Source organism: Nocardia sp. NPDC003183, assembly GCF_053590715.1.
This window is the reverse complement of sequence record NZ_JBSFTG010000003.1, coordinates 51,864-69,094: the sequence shown is the minus strand read 5'-3', so window position 1 is coordinate 69,094 and position 17,231 is coordinate 51,864. Positions and strand designations below refer to the sequence as shown.

General features: G+C 67.6%; 20 protein-coding genes and 1 pseudogene. 17 read left to right on the top strand and 4 right to left on the bottom strand.

Annotated elements, in window-relative coordinates; all coding sequences use genetic code 11:
• Positions 1 to 156: 156 nt before the first annotated feature.
• Positions 157 to 819 carry a response regulator gene (locus tag ACWDXS_RS12175; protein WP_449964969.1) on the bottom strand — a complete coding sequence of 221 codons (663 nt, stop codon included), beginning with the start codon at positions 817 to 819 and terminating at the stop codon, positions 157 to 159.
• Entirely contained in the window at positions 816 to 1,931 is a 1,116-nt protein-coding gene (locus tag ACWDXS_RS12170; protein ID WP_449964966.1) for a sensor histidine kinase, read from the bottom strand. The genes ACWDXS_RS12175 and ACWDXS_RS12170 overlap by 4 nt, the downstream gene beginning before the upstream one ends.
• A 220-nt stretch (positions 1,932 to 2,151) precedes the next feature.
• On the opposite strand from ACWDXS_RS12170, the gene ACWDXS_RS12165 reads away from it, so the two are divergent.
• On the top strand, positions 2,152 to 2,571 hold the full coding sequence (locus ACWDXS_RS12165) for a DUF6223 family protein (RefSeq protein WP_449964962.1): 420 nt from the start codon (positions 2,152 to 2,154) through the stop codon (positions 2,569 to 2,571).
• Between the two features lie 104 nt (positions 2,572 to 2,675).
• Here ACWDXS_RS12165 and ACWDXS_RS12160 read toward each other — a convergent pair whose 3' ends face one another.
• Together ACWDXS_RS12160 and ACWDXS_RS12155 are read right to left on the bottom strand one after the other, a co-directional pair.
• Complete coding sequence (locus ACWDXS_RS12160; protein WP_449964959.1) at positions 2,676 to 3,086, bottom strand: VOC family protein; 411 nt, start codon at positions 3,084 to 3,086, stop codon at positions 2,676 to 2,678.
• A gap of 40 nt (positions 3,087 to 3,126) precedes the next feature.
• A complete protein-coding gene (locus ACWDXS_RS12155) occupies positions 3,127 to 3,525 on the bottom strand; it encodes a low affinity iron permease family protein (protein ID WP_378987334.1) in 399 nt (132 codons plus the stop codon).
• Between the two features lie 108 nt (positions 3,526 to 3,633).
• On the opposite strand from ACWDXS_RS12155, the pseudogene ACWDXS_RS12150 reads away from it, so the two are divergent.
• The 16 genes and pseudogenes from ACWDXS_RS12150 to hypF form a co-directional block, all read left to right on the top strand.
• A pseudogene (locus tag ACWDXS_RS12150) lies at positions 3,634 to 4,299 on the top strand (energy-coupling factor ABC transporter permease); the annotation flags it as partial.
• Between the two features lie 9 nt (positions 4,300 to 4,308).
• A complete protein-coding gene (locus tag ACWDXS_RS12145) occupies positions 4,309 to 4,722 on the top strand; it encodes a PDGLE domain-containing protein (protein ID WP_449966195.1) in 414 nt (137 codons plus the stop codon).
• Positions 4,723 to 5,484, top strand: a complete 762-nt coding sequence (cbiQ, locus tag ACWDXS_RS12140; protein WP_449964956.1) for a cobalt ECF transporter T component CbiQ — start codon at positions 4,723 to 4,725, stop codon at positions 5,482 to 5,484.
• Positions 5,481 to 6,200 (top strand): energy-coupling factor ABC transporter ATP-binding protein, encoded by a 720-nt coding sequence (locus ACWDXS_RS12135; RefSeq protein WP_387443737.1) that lies wholly within the window; start codon positions 5,481 to 5,483, stop codon positions 6,198 to 6,200. The genes cbiQ and ACWDXS_RS12135 overlap by 4 nt, the downstream gene beginning before the upstream one ends.
• Positions 6,201 to 6,289: 89 nt before the next feature.
• Positions 6,290 to 6,664: a hydrogenase maturation nickel metallochaperone HypA/HybF gene (locus ACWDXS_RS12130; RefSeq protein WP_449964952.1), complete on the top strand. Its 375-nt coding sequence runs from the start codon at positions 6,290 to 6,292 to the stop codon at positions 6,662 to 6,664.
• Positions 6,622 to 7,485, top strand: a complete 864-nt coding sequence (gene hypB / locus ACWDXS_RS12125; protein ID WP_449964949.1) for a hydrogenase nickel incorporation protein HypB — start codon at positions 6,622 to 6,624, stop codon at positions 7,483 to 7,485. Before ACWDXS_RS12130 ends, hypB begins: the two co-directional genes overlap by 43 nt.
• A 73-nt stretch (positions 7,486 to 7,558) precedes the next feature.
• Positions 7,559 to 8,614 carry an NADH-quinone oxidoreductase subunit B family protein gene (locus ACWDXS_RS12120; RefSeq protein WP_449964946.1) on the top strand — a complete coding sequence of 352 codons (1,056 nt, stop codon included), beginning with the start codon at positions 7,559 to 7,561 and terminating at the stop codon, positions 8,612 to 8,614.
• Between the two features lie 12 nt (positions 8,615 to 8,626).
• Positions 8,627 to 10,423, top strand: a complete 1,797-nt coding sequence (locus ACWDXS_RS12115; protein ID WP_379314902.1) for a nickel-dependent hydrogenase large subunit — start codon at positions 8,627 to 8,629, stop codon at positions 10,421 to 10,423.
• A gap of 5 nt (positions 10,424 to 10,428) precedes the next feature.
• Positions 10,429 to 11,358 carry a NifU family protein gene (locus ACWDXS_RS12110; RefSeq protein ID WP_449964942.1) on the top strand — a complete coding sequence of 310 codons (930 nt, stop codon included), beginning with the start codon at positions 10,429 to 10,431 and terminating at the stop codon, positions 11,356 to 11,358.
• Positions 11,355 to 11,987, top strand: coding sequence for a DUF5947 family protein (locus ACWDXS_RS12105; RefSeq protein WP_378987313.1), 633 nt, complete (start codon positions 11,355 to 11,357; stop codon positions 11,985 to 11,987). The genes ACWDXS_RS12110 and ACWDXS_RS12105 overlap by 4 nt, the downstream gene beginning before the upstream one ends.
• Positions 11,987 to 12,634, top strand: a complete 648-nt coding sequence (locus ACWDXS_RS12100) for a DUF6084 family protein (protein ID WP_378987310.1) — start codon at positions 11,987 to 11,989, stop codon at positions 12,632 to 12,634. The genes ACWDXS_RS12105 and ACWDXS_RS12100 overlap by 1 nt, the downstream gene beginning before the upstream one ends.
• Positions 12,631 to 13,965: a hypothetical protein gene (locus ACWDXS_RS12095; RefSeq protein ID WP_449964938.1), complete on the top strand. Its 1,335-nt coding sequence runs from the start codon at positions 12,631 to 12,633 to the stop codon at positions 13,963 to 13,965. Before ACWDXS_RS12100 ends, ACWDXS_RS12095 begins: the two co-directional genes overlap by 4 nt.
• A 15-nt stretch (positions 13,966 to 13,980) precedes the next feature.
• Positions 13,981 to 14,100 carry a DUF6893 family small protein gene (locus ACWDXS_RS12090; RefSeq protein WP_378627967.1) on the top strand — a complete coding sequence of 40 codons (120 nt, stop codon included), beginning with the start codon at positions 13,981 to 13,983 and terminating at the stop codon, positions 14,098 to 14,100.
• Between the two features lies 1 nt (position 14,101).
• Positions 14,102 to 14,623: a hydrogenase maturation protease gene (locus ACWDXS_RS12085; RefSeq protein ID WP_449964935.1), complete on the top strand. Its 522-nt coding sequence runs from the start codon at positions 14,102 to 14,104 to the stop codon at positions 14,621 to 14,623.
• Positions 14,624 to 14,626: 3 nt separating this feature from the next.
• Entirely contained in the window at positions 14,627 to 14,869 is a 243-nt protein-coding gene (locus ACWDXS_RS12080; RefSeq protein ID WP_449964932.1) for a HypC/HybG/HupF family hydrogenase formation chaperone, read from the top strand.
• Positions 14,866 to 17,214: a carbamoyltransferase HypF gene (hypF, locus tag ACWDXS_RS12075; RefSeq protein ID WP_449964929.1), complete on the top strand. Its 2,349-nt coding sequence runs from the start codon at positions 14,866 to 14,868 to the stop codon at positions 17,212 to 17,214. The genes ACWDXS_RS12080 and hypF overlap by 4 nt, the downstream gene beginning before the upstream one ends.
• The last annotated feature ends 17 nt before the right edge of the window (positions 17,215 to 17,231 follow it).

Below are 17,231 nucleotides of genomic sequence, written 5' to 3'. Positions count from 1 at the left end.
AAACTTCGACAGGACGCAATGTGGCACTCGGCGGTTGTGCCCGCGTACGGCACCGCTGGTGGCAGGAACATTCGAAACCTGCGCTATCCCTCTTCAGTTGGGTCCGCCAGCATCCGGTAATGCCGAACTATCGCGCATCGCGGTTGGCGCCCGACCTCAGAGATTTCGCGGAGCGACCAGCCCTGATTCGTAGGCCAAGACGACGAGTTGGGCGCGGTCGCGGGCGTGGAGTTTGGTCATAGCCCGGTTGATATGGGTTTTCGCGGTGAGCGGGCTGATGACCATACGGTCGGCGATCTCCTCGTTGGACATGCCTTGGGCGACGAGGGTGACGGCCTCGCGTTCACGGCCGGTCAGTTCGTTCAGCTTCGTCGCATTGTCGGTGCTCAGCGGCTGAGAGACGTACCGGTTGATCAGCCGACGGGTGATCGAGGGTGCGAGCAACGCATCACCGCGGGCAGCGACGCGAACGGCATGCAGAAAGTCCTCCGGCAGAATGTCTTTGACGAGGAATCCGGCGGCGCCTGCCCGCAGAGCGTGGAAGACGTACTCGTCCAGGCCGTAGTTGGTGAGGATGACAACGTGCACCTCGGCCAATGCGGGGTCTGCCGCGATCTGCCGTGTCGCCTCGATACCGTCGAGGACGGGCATCTGGATGTCGATGAGCGCGATGTCGGGTAGGTACTGGCGAGCCAGAGCCAGGGCCTCGCTTCCGTCGGCGGCCTCGGCCACCACTGTGATGTCGTCTTCGAGGTCGAGCAGAGCCCGGAATCCGCTGCGAATCAATGGCTGGTCGTCGACGAGCAGGACACGGATCATGAGGGATCAACGGGCAGTTCGGCGTGGACGGAGAAGCCGCGTTCTGGCTGGGGCCCGGCGTGCAGGCGCCCGCCGAGAGCTGTGACGCGTTCCTGCATTCCGAGCAGGCCGACACCGTGTACCGCCCCGCTGCCCGGCCGCAATCCACCGTCGTCATCGACGCGCACGATCACCGCGTCGGGGCGGTAGTCGATGCGGACCGAGGCCGTCACGGCGTGTGCGTGCCGGGAGATGTTGGTCAGCGATTCCTGCACGATTCGGTAGACGGTGCGGTCCAGCGCGGCCGGTAACGTCGGGTTTTCTCCTGTGATGGTCAACGTGGCGTCCAAACCCGTTGCGCGAGCACGTTCCACCAGTTCTGGAACGTGGCCGAGTCCGTGCCGAGATGCGTTGACGTCCTCGCGCAGGGCTTCCAATGTCGCGCGTAGTTCCCGGGCCGCTTCCCGGCCGGCTTCCCGGATCGCCAGCAGTGTCTCGGGCACGTGTTCGCCTTTCTTGTGGGCGACGTGTACCGCGGCCTCGGACTGGATCTTGATGACCGAGATCTGGTGAGTGAGCGAGTCGTGCAGTTCCCGTGCGATATGCAACCGCTCCTCGTCCGCGCGGCGTCGTGCGGTCTCCTCGCGGGTGCGTTCGGCTTCCTCGGCGCGCCGCTCGGCTTGGCGCAACGCCTCGCCGGCCGCGCCGGCAGCGACCAGCCAGGCCAGTTGCAGCACATCGCGTGCGTGGGTGAATGCCTCGCCCACAGCCCAGTCGGGGTGGGCGAGCAGCATTGCGAAAGGCAGCGTGAGCACGAGCAGTATCGAACCCGCCACCGCGACCAGTCGCTGCCCGGCCCGGACTGTGGCGTAGACCGCGACCAGGAACCCGATCGCGGGGACATCGAAACCGGTGGCCTGATAACCCAACACAGCCGAACCCGACATCGCCAGAACGGCGACAGGAGCCTGGCGGGCCATCGCGAGCGAGAGCCCGGCGATCGTCAACAGCGCATAGCCCAGCACGTCGAGATCGGCAGGGTCACGGTGTGCACTCAGCCCGGTGCCCAGCAGCACGGCCGTGACCGCGACGGCGACCGCCCCGTCCGCGATGTCGATCCGCGCCCTGCTCATGGGTGCACCCTAGCCGCAATCGCATGGCAGCAAATCCGGCGGACAGACGATCAATCGTCTACTACGAACGCAGTAATTCCGCAGCGGCTACGGCAGCTGCGGCAGTCGGCTGCCGCGCCGATGGCAGCGCGAATTGTCCACGCCTGCACGATGATCGGCGATGCGATAGGCGGACATGATGAAGCGGAATCGAGCCACCGAACGTTTGAAGGAGCACCCGATGTCCGCCCGCCATCTCCCTGCCGTCGTTGCAACAGCGCTGTTCGCGAGTATCGCGGTTACCGCACCAGCCACAGCTTCGATCCACCACAGTGCCGCCACCACCGGACTGACCTCCGGTCGACTCGGACCCACCTCGACTGCGCTGCTAGGACTGATCGCCGTGGTATTCGGCGTCCGTGTGTTGGCTCGGGTCGGCCGAAACGGTCCCGGCAACATCCGGAACCAGGCAGTGCTGACGCTGGTCTCAGGGCTGATCAGCCTGGCTCTGGGGAGCTGGTTCGCGGCCACCGCCGAGGGCGGCCCAGGTACCGGCAACGGGATAGTCGGGGCCTGGGCCGCCATGGTGTTCGGATTGGTCGCGCTGGTCCTCGGCGCGCTGGCACTGAACCGATTTCGCAGTGTCGACCGCATCGGCTGAGCTCGCGCAGTTCGAGTATTCGACTTCTATCGAGATCGCTGGGCATCAGCGTGCGGCGGGCGAGGTAGACGAGCGCCTCGAGGACCACGACCGCGAGGCCCAGATCATCGATGCTGTTCTGGCGCCGTGGGCCTGTGCTCGGTGGGTTGGAACAACTCGATCAGATTGCCGGCGGGGTCGGCGAGCAGGATCTGGCTTCCGCCGGGACCGGTGACGGTCTCGGTGCGGAATTCGACGCCGTCGTTCCTGAGTCGGGTGATCTCGGCGTCGAGGTCTTCGACGACGAGGTGGATGCGATTGGCGCCGGGAGTGGCGATGTCGGCGGGGGTGACACGCGCACCGGAACTTGCCGGTCCGGACAGCAAGAGGCGCAATGATCCTCGGATGACGTCGGCGAAGGCGGGTGCGGCGTTGATGTGCACGGTGAAACCGAGATGACCGGTATAGAACGCGATGGCGGCTTCTACGTCATCGACGAGATAGCGGACGCCGACGAATTCGGTGGCTGAGGTCATGGCGCGCTTCCTTTCGAGGCGGTGTCGAGGGTTCCTCCAGTCAGTGGCGCTCTTCGAGCCCGACAGCTTCTCGTAGCCGATCCGCGGCCGCCCGGAGTTCGGGATCAGTGGACGCGGAGGATTCCAGGAGCGCGGCCAATGCCTCGGCGATGACATTGAGTTTCTCTTGCGCGGCCTCGCTCGCGCGGCGGCCGGCGTTTTCGAGCAGCACCACCAACAGCAGCGTGAAAACGCTCGCAACGGTGTGAATGGCAACCTGCCACGTTTTGAGGTCCGTCCACCACGGCAAGCTGATCAGCCACGCCGTGACGATTCCAGCGCAGATGAAGAAGAACGGAGCCTGACTCACGCGCAGTTCGGCCTGTTCGACGAACCGGTCGAAGGGCGAACGGCGGTCACCCCCGCCACGGCTGCGCGCGGCTTCGCTGCGGCGCTCCATCATCGAATTCTAGTCGCATCTACCCCCTGTCGCAGCCGGACTGATATCGCGGTCGGACATTCCTTTATCTGTTCACTTGGACAGATAAAGGGCGTAGTGTTCTGATAGGTGAACGGCAGCACCGTGGCAATGCATATGAGCGACGGGATCGTCGATGCGCCGACGTCGCTGATCTTCGCGGGGATCGCGGCGGTGGGGCTCGGGCTCGCGAGCTGGCGGGCGCGCGCCGAACTCGACGAGCGCGCGGCGCCGATGGCCGGGCTGGTGGCCGCGTTCATCTTCGCGGTCCAGATGGTGAACTTTCCGATCCTGCCCGGTGTGAGTGGGCACCTGCTGGGTGGGGCGCTGGCCGCGATTCTGGTCGGGCCCTACCTCGGGGCGTTGTGCGTGGCGGTGGTGCTGGTCGTGCAGGCGCTGCTGTTCGCCGACGGCGGGCTGACCGCACTCGGCGCCAACATCACGAATATGGCCCTGATCGGTGTCGGCGCGGGATACCTCGTCGCTCGGGCCGGGACAGCGGTGCTGCGGCGGCGCAGCGACACGGGGGTGGGTGTCGTGGCATTCGCCGCCGCGTTCGTCGGAACCCTGTGTGCCGCGATGGGTTTCGTCGTCGAGTACGCAATCGGCGGGGCCGCGGGCTCCACGGTCGGGGCGGTCGCGGGGTACATGTTCTTCACCCACGCGTTGATCGGGATCGGTGAAGGCATCATCACCGCGATCACCGTGGTGGCGGTGGTGAGCGCACGACCGGATCTGGTCTATGTTCTGCGTGCCGCTGGGCCGGTGTCCACGTCGGCGTCTCCCGTTCGTCTGCGGGTGTCCTTCACCGGTTTCCTGTGGGTGTTCGCCGCGGCCGCGGTGCTCGTCGCCGGCGGGCTGTCCTATGCCGCGAGTGCACAGCCCGACGGGCTCGACGCCACCACCCGACGCGGGTGCACCACGGTCGAGGTGAACGGGGCCGAGGAACTGCACGGTGAGTGCATCGCGCGCAGCGCCGAGGAACACCGGTTCGCCGGTTCTCCGCTGGCGGACTACGCGATCGACGGCAACAGTGATCTGGCCGGTCCGGCAGGCGTGGTCGGCGTCGGGGTCGCCTTCGCCGTGCTGTTCGCGGTGGTCCGGATCGGCCGAAGCGGATCGCGCTCCGGGGGTCGGCGCGATGATGTCGCGGCGCGGTCGGATGCGGAGCCGGAGTAGGTGAGCGCCGCGGTCCACCGGCTGTATCTGGCGGGGAATTCACCGGCGCATCGGGCGCCGACCGAGGTCAAGATCGTGTGCGCGGTGGTTGCGGTGTTCGCGGTCGTGGCGACACCACGAGAGTTGTTGTGGCCGTTCGGCTGTTATGCCCTGGGCTTGGTGGCGCTGTGGCGGTGGTGGGGAATCGGGTTGCGCTGGATCGGGCCGCGTCTGCTCATCGAGTTGCCGTTCGTCGTGTTGGCGGTCCTGCTGCCTTTCGCCGCCGGGGAACCCCGCACCGACATCTTCGGGCTGTCGCTGTCGGTGACCGGCCTCTACGCAGCGTGGGGCATCATCGCGAAAGGCACTATCGGCGTGGGCATCTCACTGACCTTGGCCGCGACGACGAGCGTGCGCTCCTTGCCCGAAGGGCTGACGCGGCTGCACGTGCCCGGCACGATCGTCATGATCGTGGTCCTGATGCTGCGCTATGTCGACGTGCTGGTCGCCGAGGCGGCGCGGATGCGGCTGGCCCGCATCTCCCGCGGCGACGACCCACGCACCCTGCGCCAAGCCGGTGCGACCGCACGCGGCGCGGGCACCCTGTTCCTGCGATCCTACGAACGCGGCGAACGGGTCCACCTGGCGATGCTGTCGCGCGGATTCGACGGCACCGTGCCCGATGTCGGCACCCCGCCCGCCACCGGCAGGCAGTGGCTGCTCGGCTGCCTGCCCGCGGCCGCCGCGATCGCTGTCTGCGCAGGTGCTTGGATGGTGCGGTGACCGAACCGACGGCGCCGGCGGTGCGTGTGGTCGAGCTGACCTTCGCCTATCCCGACGGGACCGGCGCACTGAACGGGGTGAATCTGCAGATCGCGCCGGGGGAGCGGGTGGCCGTCCTCGGGCCCAACGGCGCGGGCAAATCCACCTTGATGCTGCACCTGAACGGGGTGCTCACCGCCACATCGGGGCAGGTGCACATCGGCGGTGTGCGGCTGGACCGCAACAGTGTTCGCGCCATCCGGCAGCGGGTCGGGGTCGTGTTCCAGGACCCCGACGACCAACTGTTCATGCCGACCGTGGAACAGGATGTCGCGTTCGGTCCCGCCAACTTCGGTGTCCGCGGCGAAGCCCTCGCCGAACACGTCCGCGAGGCGCTCGCCGCGGTAGGGATGACCGACAGGGCCGGGCGTTCACCGGCGCACCTGTCGCTCGGGGAACGCCGCCGCGCCGCGCTGGCCACGGTGCTGTCGTGCCGACCGGAGGTCCTCGTTCTCGACGAACCGGCCGCCAACCTCGATCCGGTGGCACGTCGCGAGCTGGCCGAGATCCTGCTGTCGCTGCCCACCACCATGCTCGTGGTGACCCACGATCTGCCCTACGCGCAACGGATCTGCGAGCGGGTCGTCATCCTCGACGCCGGTGAAGTCGTCGCCGACGGCCCCACCGCCGACATCCTCGGCGATGCCGCGCTGCTCGCCGAACACCGACTCAGCTGAGCCTTCATCCGTCGGCCGGCCATCGCGTCGGAGGGTTGCCCAGGAGTAACCTGAGCGGTGGGTTCCTCCCTCGACGAACCGAGACTGCGATGCACGAAATGGCGATCACCCAGAGTGTCATCGACGCCGTGTGCGAACACGCGGCGGGAGCACGGGTGCACAGCGTGCTGCTGGAAGTGGGCGTGCTGTGCGCGGTCGTTCCGGAGGCGATGCAGTTCTGCTTCGAGCTCGCCGCCGAGGAAACCCTGGCCGAGGGCGCGAGCCTCGAGATCGACGTGGTGCCCGGCCGGGCGGGCTGTCGAAGCTGTGGCGCCGAGTTCACCGTGCTCGAGCCGATCGCCCTGTGCGGGTGCGGCAGCGCCGATGTCGAGATCAGAGCCGGGCACGAACTCCGAATCCGCTCGATGGAAGTGAGCCGAGAATGTGCGCAACCTGTGGATGTGGCGACGACGACGCCGCGGTGATCACCCTCCCGCACGAGCACGGCCACGAGCACGAGCACGAGCACGGCCACGGCCACGAGCACGAGCACGAGCACGGCCACGGCCACGAGCACGAGCCGCACCGGCACAGCCATGGTCACGGCGACGATCACGTGCATCTGCCGGTCACCGAGACGATCACCCTCGAGCAAAAGGTTCTGGCCAAGAACGACCTGTTGGCCCAGCGAAACCGGGACTGGCTCGCCGCCCGCGACATCTTGGCGCTGAACATGACCAGCTCACCCGGCGCGGGCAAGACCACCCTGCTCGAGCGCACGATCCGCGAGTCCACCGAGATACCGATCGCGGTGATCGAGGGCGACCAGGCGACCCTGCTCGACGCCGAGCGGATCGGGGCGACGGGCTGTCGGGTCGTGCAGATCAACACCGGCGCGGGCTGTCATCTCGACGCCGAGATGACCTACCGCGCGCTCGAGTCCCTCGATCCCGCCCCCGGCACCCTGCTGTTCATCGAGAACGTCGGCAACCTGGTGTGCCCGGCCCTGTTCGACCTCGGTGAACGCGGCAAAGTCGTGGTGATCTCGGTGACCGAGGGCACCGACAAGCCGCTGAAGTATCCGCACATGTTCGCCGCGGCGTCTCTGGTCCTCGTCAACAAGATCGATCTGCTGCCCTATGTGGACTTCGACCTGGACAAATGCCGGGAATACGCGGCGTCGATCAACCCGCACGCGCAGATCCTGCCCCTCTCGGTGACCAGCGGTTCCGGCATGGCGCAGTGGTACGACTGGCTCCGGCGGCAGCGGTCAGCAACTATTGAGGATCACTCACCAGCGACATAGACTTGCGTGATCAGGATCACACCGTAGGTTCCCGCGAGCCTGCGATGCCCCGCTTCAGAAAGTGGCGCAGCCCATGCCTACCCAGGAAGCAATCAAAGCAGAACAGGCCCTGATTCACGTGCTGTGGATCAACGCCGGCCTCAGTTGTGACGGTGATTCGGTCGCGCTGACCGCCGCGACGCAGCCCAGTATCGAGGAGATCGCGCTCGGCGCTCTTCCCGGGCTCCCGCAGATCGCGGTGCACTGGCCGCTGATCGATTTCGAATGCGGTCCCACCGGCGGCGCCGACGATTTCCTCGAATGGTTCTTCAAAGCCGACCGGGGTGAACTCGAACCGTTCGTGCTCGTGGTGGAAGGCTCCATCCCGAACGAGCAACTCCACGAGGAGGGCTACTGGTGCGGCTTCGGCAACGATCCCGCCACCGGACAGCCGATGACGACCAGTGAATGGCTCGATCGGCTGGCCCCGAAGGCCACCGCGGTGGTCGCGGTCGGCACCTGTGCCACCTACGGCGGCATCCACGCCATGGCGGGTAACCCCACCGGCGCGATGGGTGTGCCCGACTACCTCGGCTGGGACTGGAAATCCAAGGCCGGGATCCCGATCGTGTGCGTGCCCGGTTGCCCGGTCCATCCGGACAACATGTCCGAAACGCTGACCTACCTGCTCTACATGGCCACCGGACAGGCCCCGATGATTCCCCTCGACGAGGCGCTGCGCCCGAAATGGTTGTTCGGCGCCACCGTCCACGAAGGCTGTGATCGAGCGGGTTACTACGAGGAAGGCGACTTCGCCGACGAGTACGGCTCCCCGAAATGCATTGTGAAACTGGGATGTTGGGGCCCGGTGGTCAAATGCAACGTCCCCAAGCGGGGCTGGATCAACGGCGTCGGTGGCTGCCCGAACGTGGGCGGCATCTGCATCGGCTGCACCATGCCGGGATTCCCGGACAAATTCATGCCGTTCATGGACGAGCCGCCCGGCGGCAAGATCTCCTCGACGGCATCAGGGCTGTACGGGTCGGTGATCCGCAGTCTGCGCCATATCACCGGACGCACGGTGGACAAGGAGCCGCGATGGCGGCACAGGGGCGAGAAGCTGGAATCCGGCGCCACCCGCACCTGGTAGGAGGCGATTGGAATGACTGCCATCATCCCCGAGCCGTCACACAAGCGGATCGATCCCGACAGCCTGGTCGAAATGGCCTGGGACCCGATCACCCGCATCGTCGGCAGCCTGGGAATCTATACCAAGATCGATTTCGAGAACCGTGAAGTGGTCGAGTGTCACAGCACCTCGTCCATCTTCCGCGGCTACTCGATCTTCATGCGGGGCAAGGATCCCCGCGACGCGCATTTCATCACCAGCCGCATCTGCGGGATCTGCGGCGACAATCACGCCACCTGCTCGTGCTACACCCAGAACATGGCCTACGGGGTGAAACCGCCGCACCTGGGCGAGTGGATCGTCAATCTCGGTGAGGCCGCCGAATACATGTTCGACCACAACATCTTTCAAGAGAATCTGGTCGGTGTGGATTTCTGCGAGAAGATGGTCGCCGAGACCAACCCCGGCGTCCTCGCGCAGGCCGAGACCACGCTCGCGCCGCATTCGGACGCACACGGCTATCGCACCATCGCCGACATCATGCGCGCGCTCAATCCGTTCACCGGCGAGTTCTACCGGGAGGCGCTGCACGTCAGCCGCTACACCCGTGAGATGTTCTGCCTGATGGAGGGCAGGCACGTGCACCCGTCGACGCTGTATCCCGGCGGTGTGGGAACCGTCGCGACGATCCAGCTGATGACCGACTACATGACGCGCCTGATGCGCTACGTCGAATTCATGAAGAAGGTCGTGCCGATGCACGACGATCTCTTCGACTTCTTCTACGAGGCGCTGCCGGGCTACGAACAGGTCGGACTGCGGCGCACCCTGCTGGGTTGCTGGGGCTCGTTCCAGGACCCCGAGGTGTGCAATTTCGAGTACAAGGACATGGAGGAGTGGGGTCGGCGGATGTTCGTCACCCCCGGCGTGGTCGTCGACGGAAAACTGGTCACGACTTCCCTGGTCGACATCAATCTCGGCATCCGAATCCTTTTGGGCAGTTCGTATTACGACGACTGGAACGACCAGGAGATGTTCGTGAAGACCGACCCGCTCGGCAATCCGGTCGACCGGCGTCACCCCTGGAACCAGCACACCAACCCCAAGCCGCAGAAGCGCGACATGGACGACAAGTACAGCTGGGTGATGTCGCCGCGCTGGTTCGACGGCACCGACCATCTGGCCCTCGACACCGGCGGCGGCCCGCTGGCCCGGCTGTGGTCGACGGCGCTGGCCGGGCTCGTCGACATCGGCTACGTGAAGTCGACCGGACACAGTGTGCAGATCAACCTGCCCAAGACCGCGTTGAAGGGCCCGGTCAGCTTCGAATGGAAGATCCCCGCGTTCGGCAGCAACACCATCGAACGCAACCGCGCCCGCACCTACTTCCAGGCCTACGCCGCGGCCAGTGCGCTGCACTTCGCGGAGCAGGCGCTCGTGGAGATCCGGGCGGGACGGACCAAGACGTGGGAGCACTTCGAGGTACCGGACGAGAGCATCGGCTGTGGGTTCACCGAGGCGGTGCGCGGGGTCCTGTCCCATCACATGGTGATCAGGGACGGCAAGATCGCGAACTACCACCCGTATCCGCCGACGCCGTGGAATGCCAACCCCCGCGACAGTTTCGGCACGCCGGGACCCTACGAGGACGCGGTGCAGGGCCAGCCGATCTTCGAGGAGAACGACCGCGAGCACTTCAAGGGCATCGACATCATGCGCACCGTGCGCAGCTTCGATCCCTGCCTGCCGTGTGGTGTGCACATGTACCTCGGCAACGGCAAGTCGCTGGAGAAACTCCACTCGCCGACCCAGACACTCACCGGGGAGTAACGGTGATGCCGGATCGTCCGGGGGAGCACGACGAGGCGGCGTTCGACCCAGACCGGTGGCGCGGCGCAGGCGACCGGATCGAGACCCTGCTGGACGCGAGTTCGGCGGGTGGCGTCGTCGCTCGCGAGCGCGCCGAGCAGCTGGTGCGTGAGGTCGCCGACCTCTACGGTGCCGGGCTGGCACGGGTGCTCGAACTGGTCGATGGTGACGTTCGTGAGCAGCTCGTCGCCGACGATCTGGTCGCGAGTCTGCTGCTGGTGCACGGCCTGCATCCGCACGACGTCGACACTCGCGTCCGCGCTGCTCTCGACAGCGTGCGCCCCTACCTGGGCTCCCATGGTGGTGACGTGGAACTGCTCGGCGTGGCCGACGGCGTCGTCCGGCTCGAACTGTCCGGAAGTTGTCGCACCTGCCCCTCGTCGTCGGTGACCCTGGAACTGGCGGTGGAGGACGCGGTACGTGCCGCCGCGCCGGAAATCGCATCGATCGAAGTGGCTGCCGCGCAACCGGAATCGGCGGATGCCTTGATCTCCGCCGATTCGTTGTTCGCCCGGGTGCACGCCGACGCCCACCCGGTCGAGGCGCAGCACGGGAGCTGGATAGCGGTTCCGGAACTGGGGGAACTCGGTGCGGGCGAGGTCGGCGGCTTCGTCATCGGCGGGCAGACGGTGCTCGCCTGCCGGGTCGGTGATGACCTGTTCATCTACCGCGATCACTGCCCCGCCTGCGACCACTCGCTCGCCGGCGCGGCACTGCATCGTCGGATGGGTTTCCCGGTCGGTGACGCCGTACTGCGCTGCCCGACCTGCCGGGCGCACTACGACGCCGTCCACGCCGGTGCCAGAGTCGACGGCGAAGGACACCTGGAACCACTGCCCGTGCTCGTACGCGCCGGGGAGCTCTCGGTGGCCGTGCCCGTGGGGGTGGCCGGATGAGTTCTGGGCTGGGAGTGCTGCGCCGCCTCACCGTCGACCGCAAACCCGCCGTCCCGGCGGGCGAGCGGTGTGAGATGTGCGCCGAGGCCATCGCCGAAGAGCATCAGCACGTGGTGAATGTCGAAGGGCGCCAACTGTTGTGCGTGTGCCGGGGCTGCTACCTGCTGTTCACCGACCAGAACGCGGTCCTGCGGTACCGCGCGGTGCCCGACCGCTACCTGCGCTTCCCGACCTTCACCATCGGCCACGGTGAATGGGACGCACTCGAGATCCCGGTGGGCCTGGCGTTCTTCTTCGAGAACTCGGCGCTGGGCCGCACCGTCGCGTTCTATCCGGGACCGGCGGGCGCCACCGAATCCGAGCTGCCCCTCGACCAGTGGCGCACCCTGCTCGACCGGCACCCCGAGATCGATGTCGCGGTCCCCGACGTCGAAGCACTGATGATCCGGGTCCCCGAGCGGGGCACCGCCGAGGCGGCTTGCCTGCTGCTGCCCATCGACACCTGCTACGAATTCGTCGGCCGGATGCGGATGCTGTGGCGCGGATTCGACGGCGGTCAGGATGTGCACCGGTATCTCGACGAGTTCTTCGCCACGGTCTCGGCGCGTGCGCGACCAGGTGGTGCGTGATGTGCCCGGCCTACTCGACGACTTTCGCGGTGCTCGACATCGCGCCGGAGCCCTACGCCGCCACACCGACGCTGTCGGCCCGGATCGGCATCGCGGCGCTCGGTGAGGAACCGGTGCACGCCATCGCCCTGCGCGCACAGGTGCGGATCGAACCGCACCGCCGTAGCTATACCGACGAGGAGAGCGCGGGCCTGGTCGACCTGTTCGGCCCACGCGAACGCTGGCGCGACACCCAGCGCTCCTTCCTCTGGATGCACTGCGCCACCATGGTTCCCGGCTTCCATGGCGGCGCCCAAGTGGACCTGCCGATGCCGTGCACCTACGACTTCGAGGTGAGCGGCGCCAAATACCTGCACGCCCTACGGGAGGGAACAGTGCCGCTGATCTTCCTGTTCAGCGGCACTGTCTTCATCCGGGGCGCCACGGGTTTCGCGGTGCAGCAGATTCCCTGGGACCGGGAGGACAAGTTCGCGATGCCGGTCTCGGTCTGGGACGACCTGATGGCCACGAACTTCCCGAACTCGGGCTGGGTGCGGTTGCACCGCGAGACTCTCGACGCCCTCGCCGCGTACAAATCCAGCCACGGGATGCTCGGCTTCGACGACGCGGTACTGCGCCTGCTCGACACCGCCGAGGAGGACCCATGAGCATCGAGCTGACCAGGTCGCAGGCCAGGGCGCGCGCGGTCGCCGACGCGGTGCTCTACGAGGGCTACCTGCTGTACCCCTACCGGGCGAACTCGCGAAAGAACCAGTCGCGCTGGCAGTTCGGTGTCCTCGGCCCCACCGGGGCAGCCGCGGCCGGACTCGGCGAGGAACCGCAACTGTCGGCGCAATGTCTGCTCGACGCGGGGGAGTCCGCCTCGGTCACGCTGACCGTACGGTTCCTGCAGTTGCAGCGCCGGACCGTCGAGGATGCCGGGCACACACCGGTCGCCGAGCTCGTCGCCGAAGGCCGATCGTGGATCAGATGGGACGAGGCGGTCGAGTGCGAACAGGTGATCGGTCCGCTGCCGCTGACCGATTGGACTGCGCGGCTGACGATTCCGGCCGGCACCGACCACGAGGCGATCCCCGGCCCCGACGGTGCACCGGCCGGACGACTGGTCCGACACCGCGCGCACCTCGACGGGGAAGTCGAGTTGACCGTGGACCGTGACGAGCGCTTTCTGCGCCTCAGTGTCACCCTCCGCAACACCGGCACCCCCGCGACCGACCAGCACGACGCCATCGCCCGCTCCCTGATCGGCGCGCACGTCATCGCCGAAACCGAAGGCGCCCGGTTCGTTTCCCTGCTCGAACCGCCGCCCGACGCCGAAGCGGCCGTCGCCCGATGCTCCCAGCACCGGTGTTTCCCGGTGCTGGCCGGGCCACCCGGTGACCACAGCATCGTGCTGATCTCGCCGATCATTCTCTACGACCACCCCGAGATCGCCGAGCAGAGCGAGGGACCGCTGTTCGACTCCACCGAGATCGACGAGATCCTCACCTTGCGCGTGATGACCATGACCGACGAGGAGAAGGCCCAGGCCCGCGCGACCGACGAGCGGGCGGCGCAGATCATCGACCGCTGCGACGCGATGACACCGGAGACATTGCAGCAGCTGCACGGTGTCCTGCGGAACCCGCACGCCGAGCAGGCCGCGCTGATCCCTGAGGTACCCGACGGTGTCGACTGGTGGGACCCGTTGGCCGACAACGCTGTGCGCCCCGATGCCGACGCGATCATGGTCGGCGCGGTCCGGGTCCGCAACGGGACAAGGGTGCGTTTGCATCCGTCTCGGCGCGCCGATGCCCACGACCTGTTCTACGACGGGCGCACCGCCAAGGTCGTCTCGGTGCACGCCGATGTCGACGGGCAATCCCACGTCGGCGTGGTCATCGAGGACGACCCCGCCGCCGACCTGCACGAATGGTACGGCCGGTACCTGTATTTCGCCCCGGAGGAGATCGAACCGCTCGACAGCCCACGAGAATGAGAGAAGAGGTCGATCATGACGACGATAGGAATGTTCGCGGTGGCGTTGGCCGCCGTGGTGGCTGTGGCCGCCGCAGTGCTCGGCGTGCGTTCGATACCGGATGTCCAGCGCTATCTGAAGATCCGCCGGATGTGAGATGACGGCGCGAGTGCTCGTGGCGGGGATCGGCAACATCTTCCTCGGCGACGACGGTTTCGGACCCGAAGTGGTGCGGCGACTACCGCCGCACGGCGAGACCGTGCGCGTGGTCGACTACGGCATCCGTGGCATGCACCTGGCCTACGACCTGCTCGATCCGTGGGACGCGCTGGTGCTCGTCGACGCCGTCCCCGATCGCGGCGCGCCCGGTACTCTCGCGGTCTTCCACGCCGAACCCGACCCAGCGGGCGCGGCGCAGCTCGACGCGCACGCCATGAACCCCGACGCCGTGTTCGCGAGCGTTCGCGCGCTGGGCGGAACCCTGCCACCGACCGTCGTCGTCGGCTGCCAGGTCGACTCGGTAGAAGAAGGCATCGGCCTGTCCGGCCCGGTAGGTGCCGCGGTCGATCCTGCCGTCGAGGCGGTCGCAGCGGTTCTCGCGCGATTGGTCGCCGATCCGACCGCGATGGTCGCCGACTCGAACGGGCCCGTCGCGCCGTCGAACCGATCGGAGGGGTGAACCATGTGCCTCGGTATCCCCGGACAGGTCGTGGAGATCCTCGACGGATACCACGGGCAACTCGCCCTGGTCGCGGTCTCCGGCGAGAACCGCAAGGTGAACATCGGTCTGCTGGAAGAGGATCCGGTGCATCCCGGGGACTGGGTGATCATCCACATGGGTCTGGCGGTCGAGAAGACCGACCAGGCCGGCGCCGCCACCGCACTGGCCGGGCTGAATCTGCTCGGACGAGGCGAACAGTCATGACCGCCGACCGGCAACGTCGGCGCCTCGTGGTTCGCGGGGTGGTGCAGGGCGTCGGCTTCCGGCCCTTCGTCTACACGACCGCCGCCGAACTGTCCCTGTCCGGGTCGGTGGCCAACGACAGCGCCGGGGTGATCATCGAGATCGAAGGCGCCCCCGCCGATCTGGACGAGTTCGCGCGACGCCTGCGCGAGCGCCCACCGCCGTTGGCCGTTGTCGAATCGGTCGACCAGAGCATCGTCGCGTTGCGCGGCGGCACCGGATTCCGTATCGCCGACACCACCCGCGACGGTGGCGGCCGCACCCTGGCTTCACCCGATGTCGCGATCTGCGCGGACTGCGCCACCGAACTGGCCGATCCCACCGACCGGCGCTATCGCCACCCCTTCATCAACTGCACCAACTGCGGCCCCCGGTTCACCATCATCGCCGAACTGCCCTACGACCGGTCCCGCACGTCGATGGCCGACTTTCCGATGTGCGCCCACTGCGCCGCCGAATACACCGACCCCGCCGACCGCCGCTTCCACGCCCAGCCCATCGCGTGCCCGGACTGCGGCCCGCGTCTGTCCTACCTCGGTCCTTCCGGCTCATCGGCCGAGGGGCCGCTGGACTCGGCGCGAAACCTGTTGCGCGAGGGCGGGATTCTCGCGGTCAAAGGTATCGGCGGTTACCACCTCGCCTGTGATGCCACGAACGAGCGCGCCGTGGCCACCTTGCGGGGCCGAAAGCGGCGAGGCGACAAACCTTTCGCCGTCATGGTTCCCGACCTCGGCACCGCGCGCACGATCGCGGAGGTCGACGACACCGCCGCGCTACTGCTCACGGGCCCCCAACGCCCGATCGTCCTGCTTGCCCGCAGGGCCCCCGTCCGTATCCCCGCCGAAGCGGCATCCGATGCCGACCCGCACGACATGCTCGATCGCGACACCATCGAACTGGCCCCTTCGGTCGCGCCCCGCAACCCCGACCTGGGCGTCCTGCTCGCCTATACACCGCTGCACCTGCTGCTGTTCGGCTTGTCGGGCGACCGGCCCGTCCCGCGGGTGCTCGTGATGACCTCCGGCAATCTCGGTGGCGAACCGATCTGTTTCGACGACGAGGACGCCCGCACCCGCCTGGCCGCCCTCGCTGACGGCTGGCTGTCGCACGACCGCCGCATCCTGACGCCCTGTGACGATTCGGTCGTGCGCGTGGTCGACGGTGTCGAGCTGCCGCTGCGCCGCTCCCGTGGGTATGCGCCGCTCCCGCTGACCCTGCCGGTCCCGGTGCCGCCGACGCTGGCCGTCGGCGCGGACCTCAAGAACACCTGCGCGGTCGGCGAGGGCCGCTACGCCTGGCTCAGCCAGCACATCGGCGACATGGACGACCTGGCCACCCTGCGTGCCTTCGGCTTCGCCGCCGAGCACCTCGCGGAACTGACCGGGGTAGCGCCCACCCAGCTCGTCACCGACGCGCACCCGCGCTACCGCTCCACCACCTGGGCGCGCACCCACGCCGAAGGCCGTCCGGTCCACACCGTCCAGCACCACCACGCGCACATCGCCGCGGTCATGGGCGAACACGGACTCGGCGCCTCGGACACGGTCACCGGGATCGCGTTCGACGGCACCGGATTCGGACCCGACGGCGCCATCTGGGGTGGTGAAGTCCTGGCCGCCGGCTACAAGGGCTACCGGCGTCTCGCGCACCTGAAATACGTGCCGCTCGCGGGTGGGGACGTCAGCGTGCACCGGCCCTACCGGATGGCGCTTGCACATCTGTGGTCGGCCGGACTGGACTGGTCGGACACGATCGCCTCGGTCGCCGCCTGCCCCGCCGACGAACGCGCGGTGCTGGCACACCAATTCGGCTCCGGCTTCGGGTGTACCCCGACGTCGAGCATGGGACGGCTCTTCGACGCCGTGTCCTCGCTGGCCGGGGTTCGCCACACCGTCGACTACGAAGCCCAGGCCGCGATCGAACTGGAGGCCCTCGCGCGCGCCGTGGATCCCGGCTCGCGCACCTACCGGTTCGGCCTCGATCACACCGCGGACCCGGCGGTGATCGACCCGGCCCCGGTCGTGGCGGCAGTGGTCACCGACGCCGTTCACGGCGTCCCGGCCGCCGTGATCGCCGCGCGCTTCCATCACGCCGTGGCGGCGCTGGTCCTGGACCTGGCTCTGGATTTCGCACCCCACCCGACGACCGTCGCGCTCTCCGGTGGGGTGTTCCAGAACGCGTTGCTGCTCTCGGCAGCACGCACCGCGCTGCGCGACAACGGATTCCACGTCATCACCCATCGCCGACTGCCGCCCAACGACGGTGGTCTCGCGTTCGGACAACTACTCGCCGCCGGTGCGGGTTGAGCGAAAGGAGAGCAGCG

Excerpts from the sequence above, each read along its gene's own strand:
- ACWDXS_RS12175 (WP_449964969.1), bottom strand. The coding sequence starts at position 819 with ATGATCCGTGTCCTGCTCGTCGACGACCAGCCATTGATTCGCAGCGGA.
- ACWDXS_RS12170 (WP_449964966.1), bottom strand. The coding sequence starts at position 1,931 with ATGAGCAGGGCGCGGATCGACATCGCGGACGGGGCGGTCGCCGTCGCG.
- ACWDXS_RS12165 (WP_449964962.1), top strand. The coding sequence starts at position 2,152 with ATGTCCGCCCGCCATCTCCCTGCCGTCGTTGCAACAGCGCTGTTCGCG.
- ACWDXS_RS12160 (WP_449964959.1), bottom strand. The coding sequence starts at position 3,086 with ATGACCTCAGCCACCGAATTCGTCGGCGTCCGCTATCTCGTCGATGAC.
- ACWDXS_RS12155 (WP_378987334.1), bottom strand. The coding sequence starts at position 3,525 with ATGGAGCGCCGCAGCGAAGCCGCGCGCAGCCGTGGCGGGGGTGACCGC.
- ACWDXS_RS12130 (WP_449964952.1), top strand. The coding sequence starts at position 6,290 with ATGCACGAAATGGCGATCACCCAGAGTGTCATCGACGCCGTGTGCGAA.
- hypB (WP_449964949.1), top strand. The coding sequence starts at position 6,622 with ATGTGCGCAACCTGTGGATGTGGCGACGACGACGCCGCGGTGATCACC.
- ACWDXS_RS12120 (WP_449964946.1), top strand. The coding sequence starts at position 7,559 with ATGCCTACCCAGGAAGCAATCAAAGCAGAACAGGCCCTGATTCACGTG.
- ACWDXS_RS12115 (WP_379314902.1), top strand. The coding sequence starts at position 8,627 with ATGACTGCCATCATCCCCGAGCCGTCACACAAGCGGATCGATCCCGAC.
- ACWDXS_RS12110 (WP_449964942.1), top strand. The coding sequence starts at position 10,429 with ATGCCGGATCGTCCGGGGGAGCACGACGAGGCGGCGTTCGACCCAGAC.
- ACWDXS_RS12105 (WP_378987313.1), top strand. The coding sequence starts at position 11,355 with ATGAGTTCTGGGCTGGGAGTGCTGCGCCGCCTCACCGTCGACCGCAAA.
- ACWDXS_RS12100 (WP_378987310.1), top strand. The coding sequence starts at position 11,987 with ATGTGCCCGGCCTACTCGACGACTTTCGCGGTGCTCGACATCGCGCCG.
- ACWDXS_RS12095 (WP_449964938.1), top strand. The coding sequence starts at position 12,631 with ATGAGCATCGAGCTGACCAGGTCGCAGGCCAGGGCGCGCGCGGTCGCC.
- ACWDXS_RS12090 (WP_378627967.1), top strand. The coding sequence starts at position 13,981 with ATGACGACGATAGGAATGTTCGCGGTGGCGTTGGCCGCCGTGGTGGCT.
- ACWDXS_RS12085 (WP_449964935.1), top strand. The coding sequence starts at position 14,102 with ATGACGGCGCGAGTGCTCGTGGCGGGGATCGGCAACATCTTCCTCGGC.
- ACWDXS_RS12080 (WP_449964932.1), top strand. The coding sequence starts at position 14,627 with ATGTGCCTCGGTATCCCCGGACAGGTCGTGGAGATCCTCGACGGATAC.
- hypF (WP_449964929.1), top strand. The coding sequence starts at position 14,866 with ATGACCGCCGACCGGCAACGTCGGCGCCTCGTGGTTCGCGGGGTGGTG.